This is a genomic window from Nocardia sp. GCM10030253, from assembly GCF_042675075.1.
Lineage (GTDB): Bacteria > Actinomycetota > Actinomycetes > Mycobacteriales > Mycobacteriaceae > Nocardia.
The window spans coordinates 1-18,554 of record NZ_JBHTDL010000010.1; the positions used below are offsets into that span (position 1 = coordinate 1).

General features: G+C 65.5%; 18 protein-coding genes. 12 read left to right on the forward strand and 6 right to left on the reverse strand.

The annotated features are described in order from the left end of the window. Positions 1-785: 785 nt before the first annotated feature. On the reverse strand, positions 786-1,850 hold the full coding sequence (locus ACFQZZ_RS22555) for an AraC family transcriptional regulator (protein WP_378684135.1): 1,065 nt from the start codon (positions 1,848-1,850) through the stop codon (positions 786-788). Between the two features lie 179 nt (positions 1,851-2,029). Here ACFQZZ_RS22555 and ACFQZZ_RS22560 point away from each other — a divergent pair, with 179 nt between their 5' ends. Continuing rightward, positions 2,030-3,625, forward strand: coding sequence for a flavin-containing monooxygenase (locus ACFQZZ_RS22560; RefSeq protein ID WP_378685043.1), 1,596 nt, complete (start codon positions 2,030-2,032; stop codon positions 3,623-3,625). Then, positions 3,612-4,514 carry a GntR family transcriptional regulator gene (locus ACFQZZ_RS22565; protein WP_378684138.1) on the forward strand — a complete coding sequence of 301 codons (903 nt, stop codon included), beginning with the start codon at positions 3,612-3,614 and terminating at the stop codon, positions 4,512-4,514. The genes ACFQZZ_RS22560 and ACFQZZ_RS22565 overlap by 14 nt, the downstream gene beginning before the upstream one ends. Before the next feature lie 216 nt (positions 4,515-4,730). On the opposite strand, the gene ACFQZZ_RS22570 is transcribed toward ACFQZZ_RS22565, so the two are convergent. Together ACFQZZ_RS22570 and ACFQZZ_RS22575 are read right to left on the reverse strand one after the other, a co-directional pair. Further along, positions 4,731-5,381: a TetR/AcrR family transcriptional regulator gene (locus ACFQZZ_RS22570; RefSeq protein ID WP_378684141.1), complete on the reverse strand. Its 651-nt coding sequence runs from the start codon at positions 5,379-5,381 to the stop codon at positions 4,731-4,733. 4 nt (positions 5,382-5,385) lie between these two features. Further along, complete coding sequence (locus tag ACFQZZ_RS22575; RefSeq protein ID WP_378684144.1) at positions 5,386-5,994, reverse strand: TetR/AcrR family transcriptional regulator; 609 nt, start codon at positions 5,992-5,994, stop codon at positions 5,386-5,388. Positions 5,995-6,439: 445 nt separating this feature from the next. Here ACFQZZ_RS22575 and ACFQZZ_RS22580 point away from each other — a divergent pair, with 445 nt between their 5' ends. From ACFQZZ_RS22580 to ACFQZZ_RS22620, 9 genes are read left to right on the forward strand one after another with little or no spacing between them, the layout of a single operon-like run. Next, positions 6,440-7,291, forward strand: coding sequence for an MlaE family ABC transporter permease (locus ACFQZZ_RS22580; protein ID WP_378684147.1), 852 nt, complete (start codon positions 6,440-6,442; stop codon positions 7,289-7,291). Then, positions 7,291-8,157 carry an ABC transporter permease gene (locus tag ACFQZZ_RS22585; RefSeq protein ID WP_378684150.1) on the forward strand — a complete coding sequence of 289 codons (867 nt, stop codon included), beginning with the start codon at positions 7,291-7,293 and terminating at the stop codon, positions 8,155-8,157. Before ACFQZZ_RS22580 ends, ACFQZZ_RS22585 begins: the two co-directional genes overlap by 1 nt. 5 nt (positions 8,158-8,162) lie before the next feature. Then, entirely contained in the window at positions 8,163-9,215 is a 1,053-nt protein-coding gene (locus ACFQZZ_RS22590) for an MlaD family protein (protein ID WP_378684153.1), read from the forward strand. Continuing rightward, complete coding sequence (locus ACFQZZ_RS22595; RefSeq protein WP_378684156.1) at positions 9,212-10,231, forward strand: MlaD family protein; 1,020 nt, start codon at positions 9,212-9,214, stop codon at positions 10,229-10,231. Before ACFQZZ_RS22590 ends, ACFQZZ_RS22595 begins: the two co-directional genes overlap by 4 nt. Further along, positions 10,219-11,250 carry an MlaD family protein gene (locus ACFQZZ_RS22600; protein ID WP_378684159.1) on the forward strand — a complete coding sequence of 344 codons (1,032 nt, stop codon included), beginning with the start codon at positions 10,219-10,221 and terminating at the stop codon, positions 11,248-11,250. Before ACFQZZ_RS22595 ends, ACFQZZ_RS22600 begins: the two co-directional genes overlap by 13 nt. A gap of 2 nt (positions 11,251-11,252) precedes the next feature. Further along, positions 11,253-12,350, forward strand: a complete 1,098-nt coding sequence (locus tag ACFQZZ_RS22605) for an MlaD family protein (protein ID WP_378684162.1) — start codon at positions 11,253-11,255, stop codon at positions 12,348-12,350. Then, on the forward strand, positions 12,347-13,423 hold the full coding sequence (locus tag ACFQZZ_RS22610) for an MlaD family protein (RefSeq protein WP_378684165.1): 1,077 nt from the start codon (positions 12,347-12,349) through the stop codon (positions 13,421-13,423). Before ACFQZZ_RS22605 ends, ACFQZZ_RS22610 begins: the two co-directional genes overlap by 4 nt. Continuing rightward, positions 13,420-14,406 carry an MlaD family protein gene (locus tag ACFQZZ_RS22615; RefSeq protein ID WP_378684168.1) on the forward strand — a complete coding sequence of 329 codons (987 nt, stop codon included), beginning with the start codon at positions 13,420-13,422 and terminating at the stop codon, positions 14,404-14,406. The genes ACFQZZ_RS22610 and ACFQZZ_RS22615 overlap by 4 nt, the downstream gene beginning before the upstream one ends. Before the next feature lie 37 nt (positions 14,407-14,443). After that, positions 14,444-15,040 (forward strand): hypothetical protein, encoded by a 597-nt coding sequence (locus tag ACFQZZ_RS22620; protein WP_378684171.1) that lies wholly within the window; start codon positions 14,444-14,446, stop codon positions 15,038-15,040. A 123-nt stretch (positions 15,041-15,163) separates the two neighbouring features. Here ACFQZZ_RS22620 and ACFQZZ_RS22625 read toward each other — a convergent pair whose 3' ends face one another. Further along, positions 15,164-15,790, reverse strand: coding sequence for a TetR/AcrR family transcriptional regulator (locus tag ACFQZZ_RS22625; protein ID WP_378684174.1), 627 nt, complete (start codon positions 15,788-15,790; stop codon positions 15,164-15,166). After that, positions 15,787-16,446 carry a TetR/AcrR family transcriptional regulator gene (locus tag ACFQZZ_RS22630; RefSeq protein ID WP_378684177.1) on the reverse strand — a complete coding sequence of 220 codons (660 nt, stop codon included), beginning with the start codon at positions 16,444-16,446 and terminating at the stop codon, positions 15,787-15,789. The genes ACFQZZ_RS22625 and ACFQZZ_RS22630 overlap by 4 nt, the downstream gene beginning before the upstream one ends. Before the next feature lie 119 nt (positions 16,447-16,565). On the opposite strand from ACFQZZ_RS22630, the gene ACFQZZ_RS22635 reads away from it, so the two are divergent. Continuing rightward, on the forward strand, positions 16,566-17,969 hold the full coding sequence (locus ACFQZZ_RS22635; protein ID WP_378684180.1) for an ABC1 kinase family protein: 1,404 nt from the start codon (positions 16,566-16,568) through the stop codon (positions 17,967-17,969). Here ACFQZZ_RS22635 and ACFQZZ_RS22640 read toward each other — a convergent pair. After that, the gene (locus ACFQZZ_RS22640) at positions 17,936-18,547 is read right to left on the reverse strand and encodes a hypothetical protein (RefSeq protein ID WP_378684183.1); all 612 of its coding nucleotides are present in this window, start codon (positions 18,545-18,547) and stop codon (positions 17,936-17,938) included. The genes ACFQZZ_RS22635 and ACFQZZ_RS22640 overlap by 34 nt on opposite strands. Between the last annotated feature and the right edge of the window lie 7 nt (positions 18,548-18,554).

The window sequence follows — 18,554 nt, forward strand, 5'->3', positions numbered from 1 at the left end:
TAATTGGCACTGACATTCATCGACACACTATTGAGTTCTCAAAGAACACACGCACACACCATCGCACAGATTTTACTCCGGTTGATCAATGCGGCACTTGTTCAATCTTAGCTCAGCATTGAACCCGAACCAAATCGGGATCTCAGTCGAGCCAGGTGGCCAGGCGCTCCTCGTCCTACCTCGTTTCCCAGGCCTCTCAGCTCCGGGTCGGTGTCCGTGTCGCTCTGACTTGGAGAACATTACGTGACGCTTTGGCGAATATGCAAATCGCCTGATTACCGGGGGTTTTGCGGCATGAACGGCGTGCGCGCCGCGATCATGAACCGGGTCGATCCGCCGTACCGAGTACCCGAAGACGCGGTGGTTCCGGTCGATCACACCGTGGTCGACCAGAACCGATCGCCACGCCGCCGAGGAAGTGAGCGGTCATCGGCGCGGACGCGAGGGATTCACCGATCGAGGCGGGTGAACGCCCACCCATCCCCTATGCCATGCACCCGGGTGTCGCGGGTCCGTAAGTCAGGGCGAGCAGGTTTCCTCCGTCGCCATAGTTGGTGAGATGGGTGTGGTCGTCGAGAAAGATGCTCGACGTAATGGCGATGTCACCGCCAGTCGAATTCCCTGCGACTGTTCCCCAACCCCGGGCAGGGACTCCCGCACGATGCTTCCTCCACGCTGACGCCGTTCACCGCACGCTATGCGCCCGAGCCACAGCGGAGCCATGACCAGGCAAGACGTTCGATCATGGTCGACCGTCGCCACCCGGCACCACACACCCGCGAAATTCAGCCCGAGGTGCCGACCAGTTCGGATCGCGTGGCCGCCGACGCTCGTTGCCTCGATGCACGGGCTCGAAACTCTTGCGGCGGGCAGCCTTTCCACCGACGGAACGCCCGAATGAACGAGGCCGCCTCGGCATAGCCGAGTCGCGCCGCGACCTGCTCGGTGGTCATGTCGATGTGGGTGAGCAACTCCTCCGACATCATCTGTCGCACCTCGTCGACCAGCGCACGGAACGATGTCCCCTCATCGTGCAATCGGCGCGAGAGCGTGCGCGGACTCATGAACAATCCGTTGGCCACCGCGAGCTGGTCGGGGATCTCGCCGGGGTTGCGGACCAGCAGGTCGCGCACCGAGCCGGCGACGCCGGTCCGAGCGCGCCGAGTCGTCAGCAGGTCGCGGCAGAGCTGCTCGCAGGTGCCACGCGCCCAGTCATTGGCCTGCGGCAGCGGAAGATCGAGGTAGGCGCGGTCGAAAGCCAGTTCGTTGACCTCCGCGTCGAATTCCGGTTCGAGTTCGAACACCGCACGGTGGCGGGTGGTGTCCGCGGGCGCCGAATGCCGAAAGCGGACGCTGCTCATCGGGATTCCGGCCGAGAACATGTCCTGGCCGATGGTGTGAATGCCGGTCATTACGCGTTCGGTGAGGAAGGCGCGCAGATCCTCCGGTATCTCCGAGTCATCGAAGCGCAGCCGAGCCCGACCGTCGACCTCGTCGAAAGTGAGCCGGCCGAAAGCGAAGGCGAGGTCGACGTACCGCAGCGCCACATCCACCGCGTCACGCAACGTCCGACTGCTGATCAGCGCGAGCCCCCACGCGCCGTAGAACGGCAGGCGATACCGGCGACCCGCCTCGACGCCGAGACCCGCCTCGGCACCGAAGCGCTCGAGCAGATTGCGTAACACCCGCAGCTCTTCGCGCGCCGAGATCTCGGTACTGGGGTCGATCACCGCTTCGGGAAGCAACGACGTCCCCTCCAGGCAAGCCGCTGCGGGCATGCCACGCTCAGCGGCCAATTGCATCAATACATGCACACTCGAGGTGCTGCGGAGTAGATCCCAATCGAACACGCGAATGCATCCCCATCGAATCCGGCACTGTCTCAGTTGGCGAAACCTATCAATCCGCGTCCGCGCTCGTTGGCGAATGGCCAAGAATGTCGGCAGCCCTGGACATTTTGTCTCAGACGGGAAAACCAACTGTGTTATACAGTGTGAACAACAGCATCGATGCGGATCTGGAGGAACTCATGGCCATCGAGGAAGCGACGCCACCCGAATTCGAGGTGGCGGTGATCGGGGCCGGTCCCGGTGGCATCGCGGCGGGCGTCAAGCTACGCAAGGCGGGCATCGATAACTTCGTCATCCTCGAACGCGCCGACGATGTGGGCGGCAGCTGGCACGAGAACCATTACCCGGGCATCGGCGTGGACATCCCCGCCATCGCCTACCAGTACTCCTTCGCCCGCAACGCGCGCTGGAGCCGCTTCTTCCCGCTGGGCGCAGAGGTGAAGAGCTATCACGCCGAGGTCGCGCGGCGGTTCGGGCTCGACCCACACGTGCGATTCCACACCAACGTCGCGCGCGAGGAATGGGACGACGCGGGCAACTACTGGAAGCTGCATACCGAAGACGGTTCGGTCGTCACCGCACGCTTCGTCATCAGTGCCGTCGGCGCGTTCGTCCGGCCGAAGGAAGACGCGGGCATCCCCGGCTGGCAGTCTTTCGAGGGCAAGATCCAGCGACCCGCCGACTGGGACGACGACTACGACCTCACCGGAAAGCGGGTCGGGGTCATCGGCACCGGAGCCAGCGCGGTGCAGATCATTCCTGCCATCGCACCCGAGGTGGCCCGGCTCGAGGTCTTCCAGCGCACCCCGGTGTGGTCGGTGCCAAAGCCCGATTTCCAGGTGCCCGCCGCTGTGCAACGCCTGCTGGGGATTCCTGGCCTGCAGGCGGGACTCCACGGAAGTGCGCTGGTCGTGGTCGATCTGGTGCTGCGCGGGGTCGTCAAAGCTCCGACGGGGCTGGCCCGCCCGGCGATGGACCGGTTCGACGCGGCGTGCATCGCCGGCTACCGGAAGTACCTGAAGCGTGTCGTGAAAGACCCGGCCACCCGAGAGGGCCTGACACCCGACTTCGGTGTCCTGGCCAAACGGCCGACGATGTCCAACAGCTACCTGAAGGCCTACAACCGCGACAACGTCGCCCTGGTGACCGACCCGATCGACAAGATCACCGCCACGGGCATCCAGACCCGCGATGGCGCACTGCACGAGTTCGATGTGATAGTGCTCGCCACCGGCTATGAGGTTTTCTCCGACCCGGAGACCTACCGACCGGGAACCGTGGTGGGCCGCAACGGATTCGATCTCGCGCGGTTCTACAACGAGGAAGGCCTGCAGGCGTACCAGAGCGTGTCGGTGCCCGGGCTGCCGAACCGTTGGACGCTGTGCGGTCCCTACTCGTGGACCGGCAGCGGCTGGCATGCCTTCGTCGAAATGACCGCCGACCACGCGGTGCGCGCCATCACCGAGGCGGGCGCGCGGCTGGCTACGGTCGTGGAAGTCCGCAAGGAAGCGGCCGACGCGTACCACCGGGCGATCTACCGGCAAGGCGAGTCGTTGCGGTACTACCTCACCGACTTGAACGGGCATGTGCCGACCTACTACCGGAACTCGCAGGGCGACACCACCTATGTGCGGCCGTCGGGGTTCTTCGAGGCACGCCGGGGCAACCGGAAGTTCCCGCTCGACGATTACCGTTACGAGACACCGCAATCGGCGGCCACCGGCGGTGACACCCGTCGGTCCGGAACGCGGCGCGCCGCCGATGCCAGTGCGTAACCCGCTGGCCGCCACGCCGTCGAGGTCACGCAAACCGGACGAACTGCCGCAGTTCGTCCGGCCCGCGGCCGCTGCCGGTAGGACCTGGGAGAATCCCAGCGTGAAGAACCCGACGATCGTCGATGAGATCACCGACGAGCTCGCCTACCGGATCGCCGCGGGCGTCTACCCGCCCGGTGAACTGCTGCCGTCGGTACGCCAGCTGGCGGCGGAGTTCGGGATCAGCACCCCGACCGCGAACAGTGCGCTCGGCAGGCTGGCGGCCCTCGGATTCGTCGAGGCCCGTCGCGGCCTGGGCAATATCGTCCGGGACATCTACCTCTACGGCGGAATCGATACCGCGCATTACATTTTCCGGCACTCCAGGCAGCTGCCCGAACGCGCCGCCAAGATCTTCGCCGACATCATCGATGTCGATCACCTGCTGCTCATGCAGACCATCCGCACCGTGGCCGCGGACCCACGCCGCTACGACCTGACGGCGCTGGCTCGTGCCGTGGACCGGTTCGAACTGCTCGTCAGCGCCGGGCGCGCCGGGGTCAGCGAGATCATGGAAGCCGAACTGCACGTGCTGCGCGTCGGTTTCGCCGCGGTCGGGCAGAGCGCCTTTCTCAACCTCTTCAATTCGGTCGGCGACATCCTCATCGCCACCCCCGAGGCAGGTGATGCCTTCTACGAGCCGCTGGAGCCCGCGGGTCATGTGCAGGTCGCCCGGCAACTGCTCGCGCTGTGGCAGTCGGAAACCCCGATCGACACCGCGGCGATCGACATGGTCGACACCTTGATTCGGGCCTACCATGATCAGGTCGTCGAACATTTCCGGCAACTCGTGACGGCCGCTGCCACTACCGCCGAGCCGCGCACCGAGGTGCCCGCAGTGGCACCGTGACCGGCAGGTTGGTCGCGGATACCAGAGCTCACCACAGGATTGTCGGCGAAACCAGGGCCGACACCGAGGTTCGCAACCCGGCGGACGGCCACCTCAGCGGCCGCGCTCCCGACGAGTCCACGGATAAGGTCGCGGCAGCGGTGCGCGAACTGCGTCTGTTCCAGCCCGAGGTGGCGATCGGCCCAGCGCGCCGAATGGCTTTTCCGGCTGCAGGAATCAGGATTCCGGAAAGAACAGCAACTCGAACTGGGCGAGAATCCGGTCGACGTCGAACCGATCGGGTTCGTCGAGGACAAGCCGCGCCGAAGTCTGGATCAGTCCTTGGATGAGCTGCACCAGGACATCCAGATCGACTTCGTCGGTGTCCGGCCGCCCGGCCAACCACGCGCCGAGCACTCGATGCAGCGGTGCACGCAGTTCGTCGTGTGCCTGCTCGACGCGTTCCCTCGAGGTCGAGGGCACTCCGCTGATGGGGAAGTAGACCAGTCGCCAGGTCTCCGGCATGGCCTGCACCTCGGCGAGGAAACGAGTCAGCGCTGCCGACAACACCTCCCGCGGCTCCGCGCCCGACTCGAGCGAGCCGTCGACACCCGTCATCGCGCGGCTGACCGCCTCCTGCATCCGGGATGTCTCCCGCTCGATCAGATCGGCGAGTAATTCGTCGCGGCTGCCGAACGAGTCGTACACCACCGGCCGGGTCACCCCACCCCGCTCAGCCACCGCGGCAACGCTGACGTCGGTAAATCCGCTCTCCGCGACAATCTTGCGCGCGGCATCGAGCAACTGTTCCCGTCGATCGGCGGGCTGTAGGCGCTTGGCGTATCGGCGCCGGGCCGGCTCGGCGGCCGCCCGCTTCCCAGCTGCCACGGCGCTACCCCTTTTCGATTCCGACGCCCGCGACCATCCGGCGTGTCATCCAGCGCATTGTCTTGGACAGCGCCTCGCGCTGGTCGCGGCCGCCCTCGCGGACGATGATCCGAGCCGCCGTCTCGCTCACGCTGATCGACGCGTGACTCATCATCTCGGTGTCGAGTTCCCGATCGACAAGGGCCGCGATCACAGCGAACAGCAGCGCATTGCGTTCCCGAATCGCGTTGCGCCCCTGCTCGACCCGCTCGTGCATCGCGGGCGGCAGGCCGTCACCGGGCATCAGGACGAACTGCCAGGTTTCCGGTGCGGAGAGCACCTGGTCGAGGAAGGTCTCGACAGCGCCCGCCCCGAGGGCCGCCACGTCGATGGTCGACAGATCGGTGCCCTCGGCGAGTTCCGGTGTCGAGGCGGCCGCCATGGCCAGCACGCGTTCCTCCTCGCGGGCCAACAGCGCCGCGAACAACGCGTCACGGTCACCGAACTCGGCATAGACGGCGGGGCGGGTGACACCGGCCGCGCGGGCGATGGCATGCATGCTGATACTCGCGTATCCGTCTCGCACGATGAGTCCCCGTGCCGCGTCGAGGATGCCCTCGCGTCGGGTTGTCATCAGATCTCCCGTGTCGTCAGTGCCGTCGTCACGCGCTTACGTGGACCGTCGCGCCAGTGTACGCGGCGGGTTTGCCCGCTCCTCGCGTTCCGCGCTTCGCGTAATCGGCGCGAGCGTTGCTTCACCGCAACGACATCCAACACCCCGATAACCCGGGACAGTCACGAATTCTACGTAGTCGTCCTCCACACGGCGGCGAAATTGATACCGTTGTTTTCGCTACTCCGCAGTGTTAGCGTCGTCGCGAACAGTCCTATGGAATCGGTCACTTCGGGGGCACGTCGTGAGCACGCTCATCGTCGTCCGTGATCGCTTGTCTACCGACTGTCGAACACTGTGACACTTCTCGTCGCGGGCACCGCCGCCCGCGACACCTAGCGTTTGGGGAAGGCCTCCGGATTGCCGCGGATGCGGTCCGCGGTGGGGGTTCGATGGAGGACTATCGATGGAATCCGAAGCGTCGACGGGGACAAAGGGTGGGCCGACGGCGGCGCAGATCGCGCGCAAAAATGTCACCGACACGACGCTGTCGAGTCTGCGGACGTTCGGGCGAGTGGTCGACCTCGGCCTGGAATCGACACGGGGCGCGGTCTCCGACATCATCGCGCGCCGGTTCCAGTGGCACGAAATGCTGCGCCAGGCTTGGTATCTGGTCACGGTCACCGCAATCCCCGCGGTGCTGATGGCGGTGCCGTTCGGCGTCGTGGTCTCCGTGCAGGTCGGCAATCTGATCCATCAACTCGGCGCCGACTCGCTGATCGGCGCGGCAGGTGGCCTCGGGGTGATCCAGCAAGGCGCCCCGATCGCGACGGGTCTGCTGCTCGGCGGCGCGGGCGCTTCGGCGATTGCCGCCGACCTCGGCGCGCGCACGGTCCGCGACGAGATCGACGCGCTACGCACCATGGGCATCAATCCCGTACACCGGCTGGTGATTCCGCGCGTCTTCGCGATGATGCTGGTCGCGCCGCTGCTCAACATCCTCATCATCTTTGTCGGTATCGTCGCCGGCTACGCGGTCGCGATCGGCGCGCAGAACGTCACCCCGGGTAGCTACTGGGCGACCTTCGGCTCCTTCACCGTGCTGACCGACGTGTGGATTTCGCTGCTGAAGTCGATGCTGTTCGGGTTCATCGTCGTCATCGTCGCCTGCCAGCGCGGTCTGGAGGCCAGAGGCGGACCACGCGGCGTCGCCGACGGCGTCAATGCGGCGGTGGTGCTGTCGGTGGCAACGATCATCGTGGTGAACCTGGTGATCACCCAGGTCGTCGCCATGTTCCTGCCGCTGCGGGTGGCGTGATGACGGCTACTCCCTACATACCCAAGGGCTTTCGCTGGGTCAACCGCCTCAGGCAGAACCCCGGGCGGGCCTTGACGCCGTTCGAGAATGCCGGGTTCGCCCTCGGCTTCGTCCTGCAGGCGCTGGCCGCGATTCCGTTGACACTGCGCCGCTATCGCGCCGAGACGATGCGCACCATCACCGATATGACCTGGGGGCGCGGCTCGGTCATCGTCGGTGGCGGCACGGTGCCGATGCTGGTCGTGCTCGGTATCGCGATGGGCGCCGGTGTCGGCATCCAGTCCTTCACCACCCTCGATCTGATCGGCCTCGGCCCGGTCACCGGTGTGGTGTCCGCGTTCGCGAATACCCGTGAGCTGGCGCCGATCGCGGCCGCGGTCGGTTTCGCCGCCCAGGCAGGCTGCCGGATGACTGCCGAGATCGGCTCCATGCGGATCTCCGAAGAGATCGACGCGATCGAATCCCTCGGCCTGCGCTCGATTCCATTCGTGGTGACCACCCGGGTCATCGCGGGCGCCATCGCGATCGTGCCGACCTTCCTTATCGCCCTGATCCTCAGCTACCTGGCCTGCGACACGGTGGTGGTGCTGCTGCACGGTCAAGCGGGCGGGGTGTACGAGCACTACTTCTTCCAATTCACCAGCGGCTATGACGTGCTGGCCGCGGTGATCAAAATTTTGGTATTCGGCGTCGCGGTCATCCTGATCCATTGCTATTACGGATTTTTCGCCTCCGGCGGTCCGGAAGGCGTCGGTATCGCCTCGGGCCGGGCGGTACGTGCGAGCTTCGTCGCGATCATCGCGCTGGACATGGTGCTGACCCTGCTGTTGTGGGGCGTCAACTCCTCGATCGAATTCCCGGGGTGAGCCGAATGCCGAATTACGGATTGCCCGGAGTCACCATGGGGCGGAGCGGTTCTCGGGTACTCGGTGCGGCGGCGCTGGCCGCGATCGTGGTGGCGACGCTGGCATGGACCGGATATCACAACGCCCCCGACGGTGCGCGGATGCAGATCCAATTGCGCACCGAGCACATCGGCGAGGGCATCATCGAGGGCACCTCGGTACGCCTGGACGGGGTGGATGTCGGAAAGATCACCGATATCGCCAGCATCGGCGAGGGCCGCCAGCTGATCACCCTCGATTTGGACCGGGCTCAAACCTCCGGTCTCACCGATGATCTCGCGGTCGACTACGCACCGCAGAATCTCTTCGGCATCAGCACCGTCGCGCTGAAGCGAGTCGAGGGCGGCGCGCCGCTGCGGCCGGGAGCGGTGATCGATCTGGCAGGCGCCAACGCGAACCGGGTGGCCGACGCGACTATGGGTAGGTTGCTGCGGGCGCTCACCGAAACTTCCACCGAGGTCTTCACTCCCGAATTCGCTGAAGTGCTGCGGTCTTTCAGCGGTGACCTGCAGGCCTTCACTCCGATTCTGGAGGCCGTCGTCATGCTGAGCCGGGCGATCGCCGATACACAGCAATGCCCGTCGTCGTTCCTGATCGACCAATTCGCGTCGTTCTACCAGGGGCTGGGGACGTTTACCTCCGCCACCTTCAAGCTCCTCAAAGCCGTGCTCGACATCGAGGTATTCCAGAACGACCGGGAAAGGTACGACGCGACCATCGGCATGGTCGTCGACGACGCGTTCCCGGCCATCGGCACCATCGGAGATGTGGCCAGGCAACACTTCTCGGGCTACATCGAGATGTTCGCACCCCTTGTTGCCGCCATCGCGGCGACAGTGCCGAACCCGGCGCGGTCGCATACCGAACTCACCGAACTGATCGAACGACTGGACCGCATGTTCGCCGACACCCCGAACGGACCCACCCTCAATGCCTCGGTCTCGCTGCGCAGTGTCCCCGGACTCGCGGTGCCGCTGCTCGGTCAGGCCGGATTCGCCGCGCTGGGAGGGACGCGATGAAACCGACGTCGACCTTCTCGATCGCGTGGAAGCTCGGCCTGTTCGCCGCGGCGATGATCACGCTGCTTGCGATGATCGCGGCAGCCATCGTCCGACCCGTCGGCGGCGATACCGGTACCTACCGCGCCGACTTCACCGATGCCAGCGGATTGAAGACCGGCGATGATGTCCGCATGTTCGGCGTCGCGGTCGGCAAGGTGTCGGAGATCTCCCTGGTGGACGGCCGCGCGCGGGTCGAGTTCACGGTGCAACGCGAGCGGCCCGTCTACGACGCGAGTTCCCTTGCCATCCGCTACCAGTCGCTGACCGGACAGCGCTACATCGACATCCACCAGCCCGAGCACCCGACTCCGAAACAGGCGAAGGGCAGCACCATCGGCACCAACCGCACCATCGGATCCTTCGACATCACCCAGCTGTTCAACGGACTGCAACCGGTCCTGCAGGAATTCTCCCCCGGCGCGCTCAACCACTTCACCGAGAGCGTGCTCGCGGTGATCGAGGGCAACGGTTCCGGCGTCGGGCCCGCACTCGACGCGATCGAAAAGCTCAGCGCCTACGTGACCGATCGGCAGGCGGTGATCTCCACGATTGTGGCGAACCTGGAGTCGATCTCCACGCGGATCGGCGGCAAATCACCGCATCTGATCACGCTGCTGCGCGGGCTGTCCGACGTGTTCACCGCCTTCCAGACGAAGCTCGACGGCCTGATCGACTTCGCGAATGTGGCTCCGTCCGCACTCGGTCCGCTCAACAGCATGCTGGCCACCCTCGGCTTCACCGAAACAGCCAACCCCGATCTCGAACACGATCTGCGCCTGCTGTTTCCGGATCCGGACACGGCGTTGGACCAGCTCGGCAAGCTGCCCGGCCTACTGCAGTCGCTGTCGGCGCTGGTTCCCTCCAACCAGTCCGCGGTCCAGGTCGACCTCGCCTGCTCGAAGGGCAATGCCGAGGTGCCGTCGATGGTCGCAGTGCTGATCGCCGGGCAAAGGATCTCGATATGCCAGAACTGACGAAGGCGCGCAGACCCGGGCACCGTGGCCACGACCGGCACGAGGCCACCAAGAATCGCCGCGAACTGCGCCTCGGGCTGATCGGCGCGGTCCTGGTCGTCATCGCGCTCGCCGCGACTGCCGTCATCTATGTGCTGCCGCTCGAAAAGACCACCTACACCGCATATCTGCCGGAGGCGCAGTCGATCCGGGTGGGCAATCAGATACGGGTCGCGGGGATCTCGGTCGGCTCGGTCACCGCGTTGGAGCTGCAGCCGGACCGGGTGCGGATGAAGTTCACCGTGAACCGAGATGTCTTCGTCGGTGACACAACCACATTGGAGATCCGGATGCTCACCGTGGTCGGCGGCCACTACGTCGCCATGATCCCCGCCGGAAAAGCATCGCTCGGCAGCAAGTCCATTCCACCCGACCGGGTGAAGCTGCCCTACAGCCTGGTTCGGACACTGCAGGATTCCGCGAAACCGGTCGCCGAGGTGAACGGCGGGACACTCCGCGAAAACCTGGCCGCACTGCAAACCTCGCTCGATCGGAGCCCCGACGGGCTGCGCCGGATGGGCGCGGCAATGCAATCTTTCGTCACGATCCTCAACAAGCAGAACGCCGAGGTGTCGCGGTCACTGACCGTCACCGACGAATTCCTGAGCATCATCAACGGCAACCGGTCGCTGATCGGACAGTTCGTCCGCAAGATCGGACTGCTCGAGGTACAGGGCCTGAACAAGAGGGCGGAGATCGCCGAAGCGCTGCGCATCGCCGCCGAGCTACTGTCCAGGATCGCGGCACTCGAACCCTCCTGGCGCGAACAACTCCAGCCGATGGTCGACAAGCTCATGGATACGCTGCCCGCGCTGCGCGAGCTGGTCGGGAAACTCGACGGCGCGATCGGCACGCTCCGCGGCGCGCGCGACCGGCTGCAGACCGCGGTGACCCCGCAGGACGGGATCGTCGTCGACCACTCGGCGGACACGATATCCGCACCGACCGTCTGTATTCCGGTGCCGGGAAAGGGGTGCTGATCGTGAAACGCCTGCTCGCCTCCCCGGGTTTCGTCACCTTGATCGGCGGCGTCATCGTCGCGGTGCTCGCCGTCGCAGGTTACGTCGTCGCGTTCCGCCCTATGGACAAAACCATCGGCTACTGCGCGATCCTGCCCGATGCCGTCGGCCTCTACCCCGGCAACCACGTCACCATGCTCGGCATCCCGGTGGGCACTGTCACCGCCCTCGAGCCCGAAGGCGACGCCGTCCGTGTCGAATTCGACGTCGACGCCGACCACCCGCTGACCGGACAGGTCACCGCCACCACCGTCGCCGACACCCTCGTCGCCGATCGCAATCTCGCGGTGCTCGGTGAACCCGGTGCACCGACATGGAACCGAAGCGCCTGCGTCACCACGACATTCACACCGAAGAGCATCACCGAAACCCTGTCCGCCTTCTCGGCATTGGCCGACCAACTCGGCGGCAGTGGCGACCCGGCCGAGCAGAACCGGATCCACGACAGCGTCGCCGCCTTCCAGCGGGCCACCTCCGGGACAGGGCCGAAAATGAATGCCCTGATCAAAGACCTCGGCACCGCACTGCGTGCACCGGACGCCGCCATCGGCCACATCGGCGCGCTGCTCGACGCGCTCGGCGAGCTCTCGACCAGCATCTCGATCAACTGGCCGGACATCAAGACGACGTTGCTCAACGCCGGTGACGGCATCGCCTTCGTCAACGAGATCTGGCAGCAGGTCATCCAAATCGTCGATTCACTGCTGGTGGACTTCCCGATGTTCAACGACATCGCCCGCAAGTACGGCCGCGAAATCCTGGGCGGTATCGACGATCTGGTCCCCTATCTTCGGCTGCTCGGCGCCAATGTCGGAACGCTGAAGCAGGTCATCGATATGATCCCGGCCCTGGTCGGCGCATTCCAGCGCGCGATCGACCCGGAGACCGGCAAGGTCCGGATCACCTACGCCGCACCGAAAGTCGCCCTGCCGCAAGCAGATGCCGACCAGATCTGCGCCGCGGTCAATATCGTGACGCCCGGCCGGTGCAAGGCGGCGGAGAACGGCCTGGCGCAGGTCGACCTGGCCGCGCTCGTCCTCGGATCGGTGGGTGCACGATGAACAGGTCGATACTCGTGCGCCGCACCGGTTCCTGGCTTGCCGCCGTGCTCGCGGCCGCAGTGCTGGTCAGCGGCTGCGCTTTCGATCCTTCATCGGTGCCCGTGCCGGGAGCATCTGTATCCGGCCCGACCTATCAGATCCGGATCGAGTTCGCGAACGCGCTGAACCTGCCCAAGCAGGCCAAGGTGGTGGCCAACGGCGCGCAGATCGGCACGCTCAGCACCGTCACCGTCGTGGATCCCTCGGCGCAACACGCCGGCCGCATCGACGCGATCGTGGAGATCTCCGAATCGGTCGCGCTGCCGACCACCACCACCGCGCAGCTGCGGCAGAACACCATCCTCGGCGACATCTACATCGGGCTCACCACTCCCCCAGCAGATTTCGTTGAAACCATTGCGCCGGGCGGCACGATTCCGCTGCGGCAGACCCGTCCCGCATTACAGATCGAGGATCTGATGGCGGGCATGTCGACCTTTATCGGCGGCGGCGCGCTGCACAGTGCGCAGGAGATCATCAATCGCACCAATGCTGTCCTGCCCGCGCAACCTGCCGAGACGGCACGGATATTCGAGACGCTCGGGCGTGATGCCCAGGATGTGGCCGACAATCTCGACAGTGTCGAGCGCTTCCTGGACGCCATCCAGCAGGATCTGACGGCGGTGCTGGACAACAGGGAAGAGCTCGACGCCTTGCTGTCCGAACGTGGTGCGCGTGACATCCCGACCTTCGCGAACTCCCTGGTACTGACCCTCGGCGTCGTCGGCGCTCTCGGCATCGTCGGCCACGCCGTAGCGTGGCTCGGCCCCTTCCTGCAAGCGGGTGACGCCGCGGCCGAAGCATTCGTGCCGATGCTGTTGGCCGCCAACCCACTCGACCTGTCCGCGCCGTCCAATCTGAACCGGCTGGTGGCGTTGCTTCGCGACAAGGTCATCCCGTTCGTGGAGCGAGGACCGAAGGTGAACCTGACCCGCATCGGCACGGAAGCCGCCGGCGCGGTGAACCCGGTGTCCACCGACGACCAGGTCGATCAGATCGTCGCCGCCCTGCGGATGATCGGTGCGGTTCGGTGAAACTCACCTCGGTCAAACCCGGTTCGATGGCATCCCTCGGCGCGATCGCCGCGATCCTGGTGGTCGGCAGCACCTACCTGTCCTTCGGGGTGGTGCAGGTGGGCTGGCTGAAGGAGTACACCGAGGCGACCATGGTGCTGACCGATTCCGGTGGTCTGCTGCCACGCTCCAAAGTGCTGCTTTCGGGTATCGAGGTCGGCAAGGTGACCTCGGTGTCCCACACCGGAAGCAACGTCGCGGTGCAGTTCCGCGTCGACGACCGATACCGCATCCCGACCTCGAGCAAGGCCCGCATCGAAACCCTGTCCGGACTCGGCGAACCGTATCTCGACTTCCGTCCGACCACCGGGGACGGCCCGTACCTGCGCGACGGACAGACGGTGAACGCCGCCAACGTGACGATGCCGATCTCGATCCCGGAGGTGGCGCAGACGGCCACCCGGCTACTGAACCAATTGGATCCGCAGGCAATGGCTTCCATAGTCCAGACCTTCAGCCAGGGGCTGGCGGGCACCGAGACGGTCGTCCCGGAGCTGTCACGAGCGACCGACCTGCTGGCCGCGACGCTGCTGGCCAGATCCGATGTCATCCGCGAGATGCTGGTGGCGTTCCAGGCCAATGCGAACGACATGGCGTGGTCCGGGCCCGCGTTGACCGATGCCTCCGGACCGTGGGCCGCCTTCGGCCCCCGGGTCAGCGAGGTGGCGGCGGCGATTGCGCGGGTCATCCGAAAGGGCGACGTCCCAGCCGATTACGTCATCGACACCGAGGAAACCATCGGGCTCGTCCCGTTCCTGCGTCAGCTGGCCGAACGGATCAATGCCATCGGACCGGACGTGGCGACGATGATCCCGCTGTTGCAGCCGTTGCTCCCGCTCGCGACGGATGCCGTGCGCCCGCTCGATATCGGCAACCTCATCACCCAGGCGCTCAACACCACCAGCCCTGACGGAACGTTGAATCTGCAGATCACCGTCAAGTAGCGCCACCACAGGCCGAACCCAATCATTCGGAGCAGCAATGAAACTCGACGTCACGAAGACCGCCGATGCCGAGGCGACCGATGTCGTCGAGTCGAAAACCGATGGTGCACCTCGGTCTATTTCGCTGCCGGTCAGCACGGTGGCATGGGCCGCGGCCACCACCGCGCTGACGATCCTCGCCGTGACGCTCGCCGGCTTCCTCTTCGCGGCACGCAGCGAACTCGCCGACCGTGACACGGTGACCGCCGACAACCGGCACGCCGAACAGATCGCGACCGACTACGCCGTCGGCGCCTCCACGGTCGACTACACCGAGTTCGCCTCCTGGGTCGGCCGACTCAAGCAGAACACCGCCCCCGCGCTTGCCAACAAGTTCGACGCCACCGCACCGAAACTGCAAGAGCTGCTCACCCCATTGAAATGGGCCTCGACGGGGAGCCCGATCACCGCCAAGATCCTGTCCGAGCACGACGGCGTCTACAAGGTGAACGTCTTCGTCAACGTCAGCTCCACGAATGCGCAGAACCCGGCGGGCGCACAGACCACGGTCACCTACACCGTCACCCTCGACCGCGGCTCCGATTGGAGGATCACCGACGTCGGCGGTCTGGATGGCGCGCTCTCGGTCAAGTAATCGACTCCAGCCGGTCGACCCCGACACGAACTGTCTGGTGCCGTTCGCCGAAGTATCGGCAGTGCTGGCCACGGCCGCAGGGGGTCGAAGAAGCACCGGAGAGTTGCAGCTGGCGGACTCTGATCACGTAATCGTCGCGGCGAGGGCGGCGCGAACGAACGCGGTGAGCTCGGTGTTGACGCGTTGTCTGGTCAGTCCGTCGGAGCCGCCGCGCATCGCGGACAGCAGCGCCGACAGGATGACCGACAGCAACACCTCGCCCGCGATCCGGGGATCGACCTCGGGATCGAGGAAACCCTGCGAAATCCCGTTGCCGATGCGTTCCTTCGCCGCATCACCGTAGATCCGCAGATTCCCGACCGTCCGGTCGATCACATCGCTGTCGATCGAAGCAGCTTCCAGCAGAATGAAATTCACCAGGCCGGGTTCGCTCTCGACCAGTTCGTAGCAGCGGTCGATCATGCGACTGAAGACAGCGCAGAACTCGTCGAGGGTGCGCGGGTTCTCGGCGTTGTCCAGTCCGAGAATGCGCTCCTGGATGAGCACGAAGTAGTGATCGATGACCGCATCGAGCACGTCACGCTTGTTATCGAAGTAGTTGTAGAAGGTCCCGTGGCTGACGCCGACGCGGGCGACGATGTCGGCGACCGAGACATTGCGGTAGCCCTTGCTGACGAACAGCTCGTAGGCCGACTGGACCAGCTCCGAGCGCCGCTTCGCGCTGCGGACCACCGCCGCCTCGGTGCTCACGGCGCGAGACTCCGCGGCCGCAATGCCTTCATCATCAAATTCAACACGGCGGCCACCGTACGCTCGCGCACTTCCGCGTTACTCGGTCCGCGCAATTCGCGCATCAACCCGGGCAGTACCAGGGTCAGAATCGTATGGGCGATCACGTCGACATCGACATCCGCGCGGATCCAGCGGGCTTCGATACCACGGCGCAGCTCCCGTGCGACGAACTTGGCGGCGAACATCTCCAGGCCGAGCAGGCGGTCGGCCAGTTCCTTGTCGATGGCGCTCGCCTCGACGAACAGCAGCCGGATGAACTCCGGTTCGCCCTCGACCATGTCGTATATCCGGCTCGCCGCGGCGTGCAAACTTTCCATCAGGTCCTCGGCCGAGGTGGGCAATTGCAGCATCTTCTGTGGCTCGATCGTGGCGACGAGTTTCTCGATGCCGAAATCGACCACGTGGTCGAGGATTTCGCGCTTGCTTGTGAAGTAGCGATAGACCGTGCCCTGCCCGATCGACGCATGGGCGGCAACGTCGGAGATCGCCGTGCCCTCGTAGCCGCGCTCGGCGAACACGACGTAGGCGGACTCGATGATCTGTCGCCGTCGCCGTTGCGCCAACCCGGCTTCGGGCGGCCGACCACGGCGGGCTGCCCGAGGCTGCTCCGGCACATCTCTCCCATCGACATGCTTGCCGATCGATGGCTACCATCGACCTGCGAGATAGGGACTGATGCGTCAGTCTACCAACGGGCCGGCAGCCGCGTGTGCCCACGGGAACGGAGACTCCCATGTCGGATCGTATCCGCACCTCGCGCATCGGCCGCGGCAGCACGGTCGGGCGGTACGCGGCGCGGCAGGCGGTTCGCAACGCTCGCGCGCGGTTCGCGCGGATGACGCGGCCGTCGAATCCGGACGACGAGGCCGCCGCGCGTGAATTCCTGCGGGCGACAGACGAACTCGTCGACATGCTCGGTGGGATGAAGGGCGCGGCGATGAAGGTGGGCCAGATGCTGTCCATCATCGACCTCGCCATGATTCCGCGTGACAAGCGCGAGCATTTCCAGCAGCGTCTTGCCGTATTGCGTGACAGCGCGCCCGCTTTCGCCTTCGATCAAATGCGGCGTGTCATGGAGGACGACCTCGGCGGCTCGCTGGACACCCTGTTCGCCGAATTCGATACCGAACCGATCGCGTCGGCATCCATCGGCCAGGTCTATCGGGCCCGCTTGCCCGACGGTAGCCCGGTGGCCGTCAAGGTCCAATACCCGGGCATCGCGTCCGCGGTTCGCGCCGATCTGAAGAATCTCGCACTCCTGCTGAGGCTTTCGAAGCCGCTGCTGCCGACGGCGAGCACGGACTCCTTCATTGAAGAGCTTACGTTTCATATTGGCGACGAGACCGACTACCTGCGCGAGGCGAACACCCAGCACGAGATGGCGACGCATTACGCTGGCCACCCGTTCATCACCGTGCCCGATGCGGTGTTGCCGCTGTGCGGTCCACGAGTGCTGGTGACCGAATACATCGACGGGATGCGATTCGACGAGATCGCGCGCGAGCCTGCCGACGTGCGCAACCGCGTCGCCGAGATCATCTACCGGTTCTACATCGGGTCGATCTATCTCGACTGCCAATTCAATGGCGATCCGCATCCCGGTAATCTGCTGCTGACCAGTGACGGGCGGGTGGCCTTCCTCGATTTCGGCCTGTTCAAGCGGATGGATCCCACCAGCGTAGATTTCGAGCGGAAGGCTGCCGACCTGGCCTTCGACGAACGCGCCGACGCACTGCACGCCCTGCTGCGCACGTCCGGTGTGCTCGGGCCCGCCGCGCCGATCACCCCGGAACAGACTCTCGAATACTTCTACGACGCCTCGCCATGGACATTCGACGACGAGGACCTCGAGGTGACCGGCGAACTCGCGGGTGGTGCGCTCATGACGGTCGCGGATCCCCGCTCCGCGGCTTTCGGACGGATGCACCGGCAGACGCTGCCGCCGGAACATTTCTTCGCACGGCGCGCGGATTTCTACGCGTTCGGCATGATCGGTCAGCTCCGCGGCACCGCGAACTGGCATCGCATGGCCCGCGAATGGGTGCGCGGCGACGCGCCAGCCACGGAGTTGGGCGTCGCGGACACCCAGTGGCGGGCGGGTCGCTACCGCGCGGCGGGCGCTTGTTTGGGGCCGTAGTCGACGACCTGCCAGGTGCCCGCGTTCTTCGAGACGGTCACCAGGAGCAGGTTCGGCACGGTGGCCGGTTGAGGCTGCTGGACATTCTGGGTGCGCTGGGTCGCGAAGACGGTGACCGAATACTGGTCGTTGCCCTTTGGTTCCACCGCGGTGCCGATCACCTCGCCGGTCGCGACGACCTGTGCGCCGGTCATGATGTTCGCGAGCGTGTCGCGCACTTCCTCGTAGCGATTGCTCAGCGCCTCCGAGGCGCCGTTCTGCACACCGTCGAAGAAGCCGGAGAGATTGCGGTAGTCGTAGGTCAGCGACCGGATCGTGTAGTCCGTGGCCACCTGGGCGGCCTGGTCCCGGTCCGCGTTCTGCTGCCGCAACGCGTCGAGGTCATCGGCGGAGGATTGCCATTGCATGCCGAGCGCAGCGGCCAGAACCACCATCAGGATGGCCACACCTGCCAGGACCGATTCGCGGGTGCTACCCCACCTGGCCCGCAGCCGATTCGAGTCGGCTGAAGCCTCCGCGCGCACATCTTTCGCTTGGTCGACCACCGAGACATCCTGGGTCTCTTCGTTTTCCGACATTGCTCAC

Bases quoted from the DNA above. Each gene is read 5' to 3' on its own strand.
- ACFQZZ_RS22560 (WP_378685043.1), top strand. From the start codon at position 2,030: ATGGCCATCGAGGAAGCGACGCCACCCGAATTCGAGGTGGCGGTGATC.
- ACFQZZ_RS22565 (WP_378684138.1), top strand. From the start codon at position 3,612: ATGCCAGTGCGTAACCCGCTGGCCGCCACGCCGTCGAGGTCACGCAAA.
- ACFQZZ_RS22575 (WP_378684144.1), bottom strand. From the start codon at position 5,994: ATGACAACCCGACGCGAGGGCATCCTCGACGCGGCACGGGGACTCATC.
- ACFQZZ_RS22580 (WP_378684147.1), top strand. From the start codon at position 6,440: ATGGAATCCGAAGCGTCGACGGGGACAAAGGGTGGGCCGACGGCGGCG.
- ACFQZZ_RS22585 (WP_378684150.1), top strand. From the start codon at position 7,291: ATGACGGCTACTCCCTACATACCCAAGGGCTTTCGCTGGGTCAACCGC.
- ACFQZZ_RS22590 (WP_378684153.1), top strand. From the start codon at position 8,163: ATGCCGAATTACGGATTGCCCGGAGTCACCATGGGGCGGAGCGGTTCT.
- ACFQZZ_RS22595 (WP_378684156.1), top strand. From the start codon at position 9,212: ATGAAACCGACGTCGACCTTCTCGATCGCGTGGAAGCTCGGCCTGTTC.
- ACFQZZ_RS22600 (WP_378684159.1), top strand. From the start codon at position 10,219: ATGCCAGAACTGACGAAGGCGCGCAGACCCGGGCACCGTGGCCACGAC.
- ACFQZZ_RS22610 (WP_378684165.1), top strand. From the start codon at position 12,347: ATGAACAGGTCGATACTCGTGCGCCGCACCGGTTCCTGGCTTGCCGCC.
- ACFQZZ_RS22620 (WP_378684171.1), top strand. From the start codon at position 14,444: ATGAAACTCGACGTCACGAAGACCGCCGATGCCGAGGCGACCGATGTC.
- ACFQZZ_RS22635 (WP_378684180.1), top strand. From the start codon at position 16,566: ATGTCGGATCGTATCCGCACCTCGCGCATCGGCCGCGGCAGCACGGTC.
- ACFQZZ_RS22640 (WP_378684183.1), bottom strand. From the start codon at position 18,547: ATGTCGGAAAACGAAGAGACCCAGGATGTCTCGGTGGTCGACCAAGCG.